The organism is Variovorax sp. J22P240 (assembly GCF_030316855.1).
Classification (GTDB): Bacteria; Pseudomonadota; Gammaproteobacteria; order Burkholderiales; family Burkholderiaceae_C; genus Variovorax.
On the sequence record NZ_JASZYR010000002.1, the window covers coordinates 164,634 to 176,051 of the forward strand.

Sequence of the window (11,418 nt, forward strand, 5' to 3'; positions counted from 1 at the left end):
GGTCAGTAGCGGGCGACCACGCCGCTGAAATCCACGTCCTTGGCGACATAGACGCTCACCACGGTCCCCTGGTGGATGGTCACGGTGGCCGGTCGATTGGCGCCACGCCGGACGGCCTGGTTGGCAATGTTCTGCAGCGTCTGCGCCGTGTTGCTCTCGTAGGGCGACTGCACCACGACACCTCCAGCGCCGACGGTGGTGCCGCTCGGGCCATGCTCGGCGGCGGCGTACTTGAACGCATCGCTGAACAGGCTGATCAGCATGGCCGAGCCGATCCGTGCGCCCCAATGCTCGTCGAGGTAGCCCGGATGGCCTGCGCCGCCGAGGCTGTCCACGCCGGGACTGGCCATGTTCACGTCGATGCCGGTGGGTGTGACGATGCGATCCCAGACGACCGCCACGCGAGGCCCGTTCGGCTCGGTGTCGTACTTGCCGAGCACCTTGGAGCCCTTGGGCAAGAGCAGCCGCTTGCCACTGAAGGAGTAGACGGGCTCGGTGACGATGCACGAGGTGAATCCGGGGATGTCGGTGACGATGTGGGTTTCGAGGACACACCGGATATAGGTCCCGCGCAACATCAGCGTGTCGGGATGGACGAGCGGCTGGGCACTGGATGTCTGCGCCAGAGGTTTCGACGAATACGCGCTATTGGGAGGGACTTCTTGTTCCTGCCCTGCGGCGCCGAACGGGCCTGCAAAGGGTTGAGCGCCAGGGGCAGGCGGCCGGGCATTGCCGTTGGCCACGCCGACCACGGCTGCGGTATCGGCGGACATCATTCGACGCTCCATCAAGGTGGGTTGACGGGGGACCCGTGCTGTCGGCGGGAGCAGGGGTTGCGGCGGTTGCGCAGGGAGCACCGGCAGCGGCGGTGCGAGTGAGATCGCCTCGACGTGACGTGGAAGGAGTGATGGCATCTGCGCCTTGGGCGCCGCCGGGACGGTGACAGTCTCTTCGCGCACCTTCTGTTGGCGATCATTGCGATGAAGCACGCTGTTGAACATCCAGAGCGCTGCAGCCGCAAGCAGCACGACGATGCCTGCCAGGAAGCCCAATGCGCGGCGGTTCATGCGCCGCATCTCGCTGGACCTCAGTTCTGGCGCCGTGGCATCCAGGTCGGGAGGTGCGGCCTGCTGCTGGAAGCCCTCGGAGTATGGGTTGCCGTATACGGAAGCGTGGCCGGGAGGAGGAGGGTTGTTCGAGTTCACTTGGCGGTGTTCCTTCGAAGACCCACGACGTTGCTGTCTTGACGAATGACCAGATACGGATAAGTGCCATGAGCGACGATCGTGTTTCCTTCGACGGTCGTGTTGACTACCGAGTCCTCGCCGTGCTCGATCTGGCGCATGTAGATGGCCGGGAAATTCCCGGTAGGGAACTCCTTCATGTCGCTCATCCGGATGTAGGTGAACCGTCCGTCGTCGTAGACGGCGGTGGGGATCAGCCAAGGCGCCCCCGTGTCGCGGGTCGCGTAGTCGTAGTCGAAGTGGTAGCTGCGGCCCTTGACCAGCGAGGTGCTGAGTTCCGGTGCCCGCGCGGCCTTGACGGCTTCGTTCGAGAAGCTCGCGTCGGACGGATAGGTGAAGCTGATCTTGTATTGGACGCCGGCGGCGCGCGCGGATTCGAGCGTCTTCCAGTCGGTGGCGACCACCTTCAATTCGAAGATGTAGGAATGCGTCTCCGTGCGGATCATCATATTGGTGTCCACGTCGACGTTCCTGGGCTTCAGGTAGAACACGTTGTCGCGCCGGGTCAACTCCCAGCCGGTGCTGAAGCCGGTGCTGTAGTCGAGGATCTTCTCGTTCGGACTCAGTTCGATCTGCGTGGTGATGCCCAGGCCGGTGTGCACCGGGTAGATGCGGTCGGGTCGGTACTCGTAGGGCTGGACCGCCTGCGCGGCGGAGTTGTGCACGGCGGTGGCCGACACCATGCACACGATGGCGGCCAGAGGAAGTCGGCTTGACGGGCTCATTGGCGCCGCGCTCCCTGAACGGCGTCGGTGGGCCCTACGGTTGCACGATGTTCGGGGACCGGCGGTGGCGGAACGACAAGGTCCAACTGCTGGGCACTGGTGTCGGCGCTGACAGGCAGCGGGACTGAAATCTCTTCCGGTGCCGCCGAGGCATAGTCGTTGTCGACACGATAGCTGGTGACCTGGAAGCCGAGCGGATTCTCGATCCGATACTGCTCGTCCATCTTCAGGTTGGGCTTGTAGGTGAACTCCAGTGTCGCGATCCTGCTGTCCAGCGGACGGGTCGCACCGGTTTGCTTGTCGTAGAGACTGCGCTGGAATCGGACCGTCGCTCCTTTCGGCGTGGCGTTGGCCCCGCTGCCGATCAGCACGATGCTCAGGATCTTCACGCGTACTGCCCGGTCCTTGCCGTAGGTCTTGTAGGGACTGTCGGGGTTGAGAGATGCGTGCAGGCTCGTATAGGCCGCGGCGACGCCGGGCGAGGACATCGTCAGCACCGTGGTCCAGTCGCGCAGGTTCGTCAACGCCAGGTCATAGGATTCGCGACCGAGCACGAAGTGAGCGACGTTGCTGCGGTTGATGGCTTCGCTGGTCGTGATGCGCTGGTTAACGATGTCGTCAGTGAGCCGCGCGACGGTACTGGTGCCGGTGTAGGCATCGGCCATGACGAGGAACGGCACCTTTTCCTTCAGCGGCAGCATGTAGAAGTAACCGCCCGCGAGAACCAGCGCCATGACGATGGCGCCGAAGGCGACGGCCCAGGCGCGGCGCTCGCTGCGCCGGGCGAGATCTGCGATCGTGAGTTCGAAATCGACGGCCTTGGCAACGGATTCGTCGATCTTCGGCGTGGAGGGCCTCGGGCTGAACATCAGCAAGCTCCTCCCTCGCAAGCGGGCCGCACCACGATCTGCTTGCCGTCGGCGGTGACGGACACGCCTTGAGTCGCGTAGATGGCACTCAATGCGGATGTGGCCGCTTGGATGTCAGCGGTGCGGATAAGGGCGACCGGCTTGTACAAGGTGAAGTCGGAGCCGAGCCGATAGGAGAGTTTCAGGCCGGCGTCCGTCGCCCATCGCTTGAGCATCGTCTTCAGCGTCTCGTCGATGGGAGTGGCATGGAACGTATAGGGCGGGGACAGCGGAATCGCCGAGGTCACGTCCTGGAGACGGTTCACGGGGCTCCACTCGCCTCCGTAATCGGACGGCGGAGGCGTTCCGCACGCGGCCAGGGCCGCGAGGACGGGCAGGCAAGCGCAGCCCTGCAGGGCGCGTGCGATCGCAGCCGCGCTCACGACCGGCCTGCTGGATGAAGAGGATGACTGAGCCGACGGAAGCCGCGAAGCGCGGAAGTCGCGAGGCACGTCCGGCACTTGGACGGACGTGCCGACGGCCGCTGGCCGATAGCGTTGCAATGAATCACCTGAACTCCCTGAACCTTTTTTCTCATTCTAGGCAGGTGTTGCTTTTAGTTGTTACTTTGAGCAACTTGACATCAACCTGTCGTTCGAGCATGGGGCACGCGCCGTCGCTAGCAGCCGCGTCCGCTCGTTTGGTTCCGCCGCGGGGCTTTGCCGCCAAGTTGCCCGCTGCGCCCTGTTTTCGAGAATAATTCTCATTTTGCAGATCTGGATTTCGCGGGTGACCACAATGACCGGCGCGGCCTTGGCCGCCATCAGCCTCCATCAGCTTCCCAACCATCAATGGGCCACCGTGCTCGACGTGCTTCGGCCCGATGCGCCGGAGGATCGCGAACTGGTACTCCGCCTGACCGAAATCGGTTTCGTTCCGGGCGAGCCGGTGTGCATCGTCGCGAACGGCGTCCCGGGCCGCGAGCCCTTGGCCGTTCGCCTGGGCCATACCACCTTCGCGTTGCGCCGCCATGAGGCTTCGCTGATTCGCGTCACGCCGGGAGCGATCGGCCATGGTTGAGGCGACGTTGAACTTCCAGCCCGGTGCGGCCGCATCGACGAGCCCGCCGGATCGCATCGCGCTGCTGGGCAATCCCAACTGCGGCAAGACGGCGCTGTTCAACCTGCTCACGGGCAGCCGCCAGAAAGTTGCCAACTACGCGGGCGTAACGGTCGAGCGCAAGGAAGGCACCTTGCGCACGCCCGCGGGCCGGCGCGTTTTCGTGCTCGACCTGCCGGGCGCCTACAGCCTGAACGCGCTGTCGGCCGACGAGGCTGTCACGCGTGACGTGGTCACCGGCAAGAGCAAGGAGGCGCCGCCCGACCTGCTCGTCTGCGTGACCGACGCCACCAATCTGCGGCTCAACCTGCGACTGGTGCTCGAAGCCAAGCGCCTGGGCTTGCCGATGGTCGTAGCGCTCAACATGACCGACATGGCGAGGAAGCAGGGCATCCAGGTCGACGTGGCCGTGCTTTCCCGCGAACTCGGCGTGCCGGTGATCGAGACGGTCGGTGTGCACAGCGGCGGCGCGAAGGGGCTGCTCGAAGCGCTCGATGCGCCCGTGGCCGCCGCGGCGCCGAAACCCTGGCATGCGCCTGGCCTCGACGACGTGCTCGGCACCCAGCGGGAAGTCCGCCGCATCCTCGGCCTCGCTGTGAAAGAGCCTGTCGGCAGCCTGGCCACCAGCGACCGCATCGATCGCGTCGTGATGCACCCGCTATGGGGCATGGTGGTGCTCGCGGTCACGATGTTCCTGATGTTCCAGGCCGTGTTCAGCTGGGCCGAGGTGCCGATGGACGCCATCAAGGACGCGACCACCGCGTTCGGCGAACTCATTAAGCGCGTCATTCCCGAAGGCATGCTGCAGAGCCTGTTGGTCGACGGCATCGTCGCCGGCGTCGGCGGGGTGATCGTCTTCCTGCCGCAGATCCTGATCCTGTTCCTGTTCATCCTTGCGCTGGAAGACTCGGGCTACCTGCCGCGCGCAGCCTTCCTGCTCGACCGCGTGATGGGCACCGTGGGCCTGTCGGGCCGCTCCTTCATCCCGCTGCTTTCCAGCTTTGCCTGCGCGATTCCCGGCGTGATGGCCACGCGCACCATCAGCAACTGGCGCGACCGGATCACGACGATCATGATCGCGCCGCTGATGACCTGTTCGGCGCGGCTGCCGGTATACGCGCTGCTGATCGCCGCCTTCATTCCGGCGCGCACGGTCGGCGGCGTGTTCAACCTGCAGGGCGTGGTGCTGTTCGCCCTGTACGTCTTCGGCATCGTTTCGGCCATGGCAGTGGCCTGGGTCATGAAGCGCTTCCGCGACGTGAAGCGACATTCGCCGTTGCTGATGGAACTACCGGCCTACCGCTGGCCGAACCTGCGCAACCTCGGGCTGGGTCTCTACGAGCGGGCCTGGATTTTCATCCAGCGCGTGGGCACGATCATCCTCACGCTCACGATCCTGCTGTGGTTTCTCTCGACCTTCCCGTCGCCGCCCGAAGGTGCGACGGGGCCGGCTATTCAGCACAGCCTCGCCGGCATGATCGGCCGTGGCCTCGAACACATCTTTGCGCCGATCGGCTTCAACTGGCAGATCTCGATCGCGCTGGTGCCCGGCATGGCGGCGCGCGAAGTCGCCGTGGGCGCCTTGGGGACGGTGTACGCACTTTCTGCCACCGGGGACGACGTGGCGGGCCAGCTCGAGCCGTTGATCGCGGGCAGCTGGTCGCTGGCCACGGCGCTGTCGCTCCTGGTCTGGTACGTGTTTGCGCCGCAGTGCCTCTCGACGCTGGCGACCGTCAAGCGGGAAACCGGTTCCTGGCGCTACGTGTGGATCATGGCTGGCTATTTGTTCGCACTCGCCTACATTGCATGCTGGATCACCTATCGGGTGACGCTGGCATTCACAGGAGGATGAGATGACACAGCAGATCGTCGTAGCGCTGATCGTCGCGTTGGCTGCGGTCTATGCCGTCTGGCGCTGGATGCCGGGCAGCTGGCGCCGCGCGGCAGCGACGAGGCTCGCAGCCGGATCGCAGCGCGCGGGGCTGGTCGATGCGGAGCGTGCACGGCAACTTGCGGCTTCGCTGGGCAAGACCTCAGGTTGCGGATCGTGCGACAGCTGCGGCAGCTGCTCGACCGGTACGGGTTCGAAGGCAGGTGCAGACGGCCAACCGCCACTGACGCGCTCGCACTGAAAGCGCGCGGTCGATGTCGGCTCATATCCTGATTGCAGGCGGAGGCATTGCGGGCCTCGCGACGGCACTGGCGCTGGCTCGTCGGCGCCATCGCATCGACCTGCTGGAACAATCGGTGGCATTCAGCGAAATCGGCGCGGGTATCCAGCTCGGGCCCAACGTCACCCGACGCTTGCAGGCGCTTGGTGTCTCGGAAGCGCTGGTACGGGTTGCCGCACGGCCGGATGCGCTGGTCGTCCGCAGTGCAACACGCGGTCATGAAATCGCCCGGATGCCGCTCGGCAACGCGATGCTGCACAGCTATGCCGCACCTTATCTCTGTGTCCATCGCGCGGACCTCCATGCGCTGATGCTTGCCGCGGTGCGCGGAACCGGCGCCGTCACGCTCACCACCGGGGCGCGCGTGACGCAAGTGGTCGCACGGGGAGACCTGGTCTGCGCATCGAGTACCGAGACGCGCGCCTGGGAAGGCGATGCGTTGATCGGCGCTGATGGCCTATGGAGCACTGTGCGCCCGCGCGTGGTGGAAGACACCGACCCGCCCCGGGCGACGGGCCATACGGCATGGCGCGCACTGGTCGATCAGGCGGCATTGCCTGCATCGATGCGCAGCACGCAGATCCGCGTCTGGCTCGGACCGCGGCTGCACGCGGTGGCCTACCCCGTGCGTCGTGGCGAGGCGCTCAACGTGGTTGTGCTCGCCGAAGCAGCGCCCGTCGGTGACGCGCGCGATTGGGATCAGGCGACGAGCCTTGGCGCGTTGCAAGCCGCGACGGGCCGCACGTGCCGCGAACTGCAGGCTTTGCTCGAAGCGGTGCCGTCATGGCGAGCGTGGACGCTGAGCGATCGCCCGCCATTGACCGGCCCGCACGAGATGGCCGGCGAGCGAGTTGCGCTGGCGGGCGATGCTGCGCACCCCATGCTGCCTTACCTGGCCCAGGGCGCCGGCATGGCCATCGAGGACGCGGTCGCGCTGGCGGAGGCGCTCGACGGCGGGGATGCGTCCGAAGTCCCGGCTGCGCTGGCGCGCTATGCCGCTGCGCGCTGGGAGCGCAACGCACAGGTGCAGGCACGGGCTCGGCGCAATGGCGAAATCTTCCATGCCACCGGACTCGTGCGCGTGGGGCGCGATGCGGCGCTGCGCCTGTTGGGGGGGCGCCTGCTCGACGTGCCTTGGCTCTACGACGCCTGAATTCAGAGGCTGAAGCTCTGCAGGTGATCGACGCGCTTGGTCAGCCCTGCGAGGCCAAGGTAGTGCGTCAGCCGGCCCTCGCGCACTTCGATCAGTGACGATTCGAGTTCAGCCAGCAATCCATCGCGGACCGTAGCATAGGCCACCGGCAGGTCGTCATGGGTTTGCCCATAGGCGTTCGCAATCAGCCGCGCTGCCGCAGGTGCGCCGCAGGCGACGCACTCGGCAATGGCCGTGGGGCTGGGTTGGGCACCGTGCGCCAGAAGCAGGCTGACGAGCTCGGGCGAGACGGCGTTGTCGATGTAGTCCAGTGCATCGGGCGCCACGGGTGCGCCGGCGCGCACCAGCGCAGTGGCCGCGGCATGGGCGCCGTGGCTCAGCGCCAGATCGGTGGCAATCGCGCTGCCGTGCAGCGGGCCGTCGACCGGCACGCCGGCGGCGATCAGCCGGCCGACCAGCTCAGCGTCGTCGGTCGCGACCGCATGGCGCAGCGCGATGCGCGAGAGCGGCCCGTTCTGGCCCAACGTTCCTTCGGCCAGCGGAGTTCGCCAGTCGACCATTGCGCGGCGATAGAAGGCGACCAGCTTGTCCATCAGTTCGATGGTCAGACCGTGCTCCTGGTGTCGCTGGTCGAGATACTCGAACAGCGTCTGCCCGGTGAAGTACTCGCCTGCGGGTTCCAGCGGGTCCTCGTCGAGATGCAGAGCCTCGAATGCGGCGCACAGGTCGTGCGCGACAGTCGTCATGCCGTCCTCGTGCATCTCGTGCGCCCAGGCCGCCGGCAGGCCCTGCTTCCACGCGAGGACGTGGCCGTAGTCCGCGCCTGACTCCACCACCGCATAGATGCGGTCGCAGTCTTCGAGTCCACCGATCGGCAGCAGGGTCAGCTTGCCATCCCAGGCCTCGTCGCTCTCCGCGGCAGCTTCCTTCGCACCTTCGAGCTCGTGCCCGATCCAGCCTTGCAGGTCGTGAAAGGAGTCGCTGCCGTTCCAGAACAGTTCGCTCCAGCCGACCGATTCCTCGTTGCCGTTCATGTGCAGGTGGAGGTCGTAGTCGACGCGGCCACCAGCCGTGAGCCGCCACAGCGCGAGCAGTTCGGGCGGAAGCGGCCCCGCGCAGACGGCCTGCACCGACGCGATCTGCTCCTGCGTCATCGGCGGCTGCGCGTCGAAGATCACGCGCCGCGCGAAGAGCGCAATGCCATGGGAGCGCAGATGCGCAAGCTCCTCATCGCCGAAGAAATCGTTGTCCATCTCGTCTCCTCTTTGTCGTGATGGGATGCGGGTTCGCGCCAGCGGGCAGCCTAGAGATCCGTCCTGAGCTTCCAGATCTCCGGGAACAGCACCACGTCGAGCATCTTGCGCAGGTAGCTTACGCCGCCCGTGCCGCCCGTGCCACGCTTGAAGCCGATCACCCGCTCGACCGTGGTCACGTGGCGGAAGCGCCAGAGGCGGAATGCATCTTCGAGGTCGGTGAGTTCCTCGCCGAGCTGGTAGAGCTCCCAATACTTCTTCGGGTCGCGATAGGCCACCAGCCAGGCCTGCTCGACGCCGTCGCTCGACTCGTAGGGCTTCGACCAGTCGCGCTCCAGATGGTCGGCCGGCACGTCGAGCCCCCGGCGCGCCAGCAGGCGCAGGGCTTCGTCGTAGAGAGAAGGCGCGCGCCAGGCGGCCTCCACCTCGGCCAGCAACTCAGGGCGGTGCGAATGCGGCTTGAGCATCGCGGCGTTCTTGTTGCCCAGCGCGAACTCGATGCAGCGGTACTGCCAGCTCTGAAAGCCGCTGGAGGCGCCGAGGTAGGGCCGCATGGCGCTGTATTCGGGCGGCGTCATGGTGGCGAGTACGTCCCATGCGTGGACCAACTGCTCCATGATGCGCGATACGCGCGCCAGCATCTTGAAGGCGCTGGACAGGTCATCCTCCGCAATGCAGTGGATTGCGGCGCGCAGTTCGTGCAGCATGAGCTTCATCCAGAGTTCGCTGGTCTGGTGCTGCACGATGAAGAGCAGTTCGTCGTGCGCCGGCGACCGCGGATGCTGCGCGTTCAGGATGGTGTCGAGACTCAGATAGTCGGTGTAGCTCATCGAGGCGCTGAAATCGAGCTGCGCCTTTTCGTCGTGGACGATTTGTTCCGTGCTTGTGCTCATTGGGGATCTTCAGGTCACGGCCTGCTTCTGGTTGAATTCGGGCCGCTTCCATTCCTCGCTGTCCAGGACTTGCACGAGGTGTTCGACCGAGTGCCACACGTCCTCGAAGCTGAGGTACAGGGGTGTGAAGCCGAAGCGGAGGATGTCGGGCATCTGCGAGTCGCCGGCGCGGAAATCGCCGATCACGCCGCGCGCAATCAGCGCCTGCACGATGGCATACGCGCCCGGTCCGCCATCGCTCAAGGCCAGGCATACCTGCGATCCGCGCTGCGCATGATCGCGCGGCGTGACCAGCGTGAAACGGCCTGCGCAGCGTGCTTCCACGAGTGCGATGAATGCATCGGTCAGCGCCAGTGATTTGGTGCGCAGCGCCGCCATGCTGCCTTGCCCGCCCGAGAAGGCTTCGGCGGCGAGCACGGTGTCGAGCCCGCATTCGAGGCCGGCCAGCGCGACGATCGGTTGCGTGCCGCAGAGGTAGCGCGCGATGCCTGGAGCCGGCCGATAGTTCGGCGTGAACTCGAAGGGTGCAGCGTGCCCCCACCAGCCCGACAGCGGCTGCTCGAACTGCCCGGCGTGCCGTGTGTGCACCCAGACGAAGGCTGGCGCTCCGGGGCCGCCGTTCAGGTACTTGTAGCCGCAGCCGACCGCGAAATCGGCGTTGCTTTCGTTGAGTGCGACCGGTACCGCGCCGGCGCTGTGTGCGAGATCCCACACCGTCAGCGCACCGGCCGCATGGGCTGCGGCCGTGACGGACTTCATGTCGTGCATCGCGCCGGTGCGGTAGTTCACATGGGTCAGCATCAGCACCGCCACTTCGTCCGTGAGCGCGGCGGGCAACTCGCTCGCATCGATCAGCTTGAGCGTGAAGCCGCGTTCAAGGCACAGCGATTCGGCGATGTAGAGATCGGTGGGAAAGTTGCTGCGCTCGCTGACCACGACACGGCGCCGGCTGCCAGCTTCCCCGGCCTGCCGGACCTGGTTCAGCGCCGCGACCAGCACCTTGTAGAGATTGACTGAGGTGCTGTCGGTGCAGACGACTTCGCCAGGCGCCGCACCGATCAGGCGCGCCACCTTGTCGCCGAGCCGTTGCGGCAAGTCGAACCAGCCCGCACTGTTCCACGAGCGAATGAGGCCTTCGCCCCATTCCTTGGCGACCACCTCGGCAATGCGTGCGGGAGCAGTCTTGGGCAGCACGCCGAGCGAGTTGCCGTCCAGGTAGATGACACCTTCGGGCAGGAAGAACTGGTCTCTCAATCCGGCAAGAGGATCTTGCGCGTCGAGGCGCTTGCAGTCGTCGTGCGTCATGGTCGGGCGGGCTGGAGTTCACGCAGGATCGCGCGCACAGGCGAGGCATCGGCGCTCACCAGCTTGAGGGGGAGGGCGATCAACTCATAGTCGCCCTCGGCCACCTCGTCGAGTACGAGGTTCTCCAGCACGCGCAGATCGAGGCGGCGGATGACCTGGTGGCTCTCGAGCGTCTTGCTGTCGGCCGGATCGATGCTCGCCGTGTCGATGCCGACCAGCTTCACGCCCAGCGATGCCAGGCGTTCGATGGTGGCGGGGGCAAAGGCGGCGAGCCGGCCATCCCAGCGATCGACCGGTGCGCTCTCGTACGTGCGCACGAGCACGCGCGGCGGAAGCCCGTCGACTGCATGGGCGATGTGCTCCCACTCGATCAGCGGCCCGCGCGCGATCGCATGGATCACGCGACAGGGACCGACGTAGGGGGTGAGGTCGACGTTGCCGATGGTCGCGCCGGCCGGGTCGTAGTGCAGCGGTGCGTCCGCATGCGCACCGACGTGCGGCGACAGCGTGATTTCGCTGACATTGACCGGGCAGCCCGGCGCGATGGTGGCGGCCCAGCGCTGGCGATAGGGCGTGTCGCCGGGGAAAACCGGCGCGCCTTCATGCACCGGCGGGGAGATGTCCCAGAGTCGTTGGTTCATGGCGCAAAGTTAGCGCCGCGAAGGGACTCGTGGTGTCGGTTATTTCCAACAGATTGGAAACAGCGC

The 11,418-nt window shown here is 66.0% G+C and carries 12 protein-coding genes; 4 read left to right on the plus strand and 8 right to left on the minus strand.

Annotated elements, in window-relative coordinates; translation table 11 throughout:
* Positions 1-2 precede the first annotated feature (2 nt).
* From QTI24_RS07660 to QTI24_RS07675, 4 genes are read right to left on the minus strand one after another with little or no spacing between them, the layout of a single operon-like run.
* Positions 3-1,205, minus strand: coding sequence for a TrbI/VirB10 family protein (locus tag QTI24_RS07660; RefSeq protein WP_286599519.1), 1,203 nt, complete (start codon positions 1,203-1,205; stop codon positions 3-5).
* On the minus strand, positions 1,202-1,969 hold the full coding sequence (locus QTI24_RS07665) for a TrbG/VirB9 family P-type conjugative transfer protein (RefSeq protein WP_286599521.1): 768 nt from the start codon (positions 1,967-1,969) through the stop codon (positions 1,202-1,204). The genes QTI24_RS07660 and QTI24_RS07665 overlap by 4 nt, the downstream gene beginning before the upstream one ends.
* The gene (locus QTI24_RS07670; RefSeq protein WP_286599522.1) at positions 1,966-2,838 is read right to left on the minus strand and encodes a VirB8 family type IV secretion system protein; all 873 of its coding nucleotides are present in this window, start codon (positions 2,836-2,838) and stop codon (positions 1,966-1,968) included. Before QTI24_RS07670 ends, QTI24_RS07665 begins: the two co-directional genes overlap by 4 nt.
* Positions 2,838-3,143, minus strand: a complete 306-nt coding sequence (locus tag QTI24_RS07675; protein WP_286599524.1) for a hypothetical protein — start codon at positions 3,141-3,143, stop codon at positions 2,838-2,840. Before QTI24_RS07675 ends, QTI24_RS07670 begins: the two co-directional genes overlap by 1 nt.
* Before the next feature lie 472 nt (positions 3,144-3,615).
* On the opposite strand from QTI24_RS07675, the gene QTI24_RS07680 reads away from it, so the two are divergent.
* The 4 genes from QTI24_RS07680 to QTI24_RS07695 are packed head-to-tail and all read left to right on the plus strand — an operon-like array spanning position 3,616 to position 7,260.
* Positions 3,616-3,897 carry a FeoA family protein gene (locus QTI24_RS07680; RefSeq protein WP_286600072.1) on the plus strand — a complete coding sequence of 94 codons (282 nt, stop codon included), beginning with the start codon at positions 3,616-3,618 and terminating at the stop codon, positions 3,895-3,897.
* Positions 3,890-5,788: a ferrous iron transporter B gene (gene feoB, locus QTI24_RS07685; protein WP_286599525.1), complete on the plus strand. Its 1,899-nt coding sequence runs from the start codon at positions 3,890-3,892 to the stop codon at positions 5,786-5,788. The genes QTI24_RS07680 and feoB overlap by 8 nt, the downstream gene beginning before the upstream one ends.
* 1 nt (position 5,789) lies before the next feature.
* A complete protein-coding gene (locus QTI24_RS07690) occupies positions 5,790-6,068 on the plus strand; it encodes a DUF6587 family protein (RefSeq protein ID WP_286599527.1) in 279 nt (92 codons plus the stop codon).
* A gap of 13 nt (positions 6,069-6,081) precedes the next feature.
* Positions 6,082-7,260 carry an FAD-dependent monooxygenase gene (locus tag QTI24_RS07695; RefSeq protein ID WP_286599528.1) on the plus strand — a complete coding sequence of 393 codons (1,179 nt, stop codon included), beginning with the start codon at positions 6,082-6,084 and terminating at the stop codon, positions 7,258-7,260.
* A 2-nt stretch (positions 7,261-7,262) separates the two neighbouring features.
* Here the strand turns inward: QTI24_RS07695 and QTI24_RS07700 are convergent, their stop codons facing one another.
* The 4 genes from QTI24_RS07700 to kynB are packed head-to-tail and all read right to left on the minus strand — an operon-like array spanning position 7,263 to position 11,352.
* Positions 7,263-8,513 (minus strand): ankyrin repeat domain-containing protein, encoded by a 1,251-nt coding sequence (locus QTI24_RS07700; protein WP_286599530.1) that lies wholly within the window; start codon positions 8,511-8,513, stop codon positions 7,263-7,265.
* Between the two features lie 50 nt (positions 8,514-8,563).
* The gene (gene kynA / locus QTI24_RS07705) at positions 8,564-9,406 is read right to left on the minus strand and encodes a tryptophan 2,3-dioxygenase (protein ID WP_286599531.1); all 843 of its coding nucleotides are present in this window, start codon (positions 9,404-9,406) and stop codon (positions 8,564-8,566) included.
* A 9-nt stretch (positions 9,407-9,415) separates the two neighbouring features.
* Positions 9,416-10,711 (minus strand): kynureninase, encoded by a 1,296-nt coding sequence (gene kynU / locus QTI24_RS07710; RefSeq protein WP_286599532.1) that lies wholly within the window; start codon positions 10,709-10,711, stop codon positions 9,416-9,418.
* Complete coding sequence (gene kynB / locus QTI24_RS07715) at positions 10,708-11,352, minus strand: arylformamidase (protein WP_286599533.1); 645 nt, start codon at positions 11,350-11,352, stop codon at positions 10,708-10,710. Before kynB ends, kynU begins: the two co-directional genes overlap by 4 nt.
* Between the last annotated feature and the right edge of the window lie 66 nt (positions 11,353-11,418).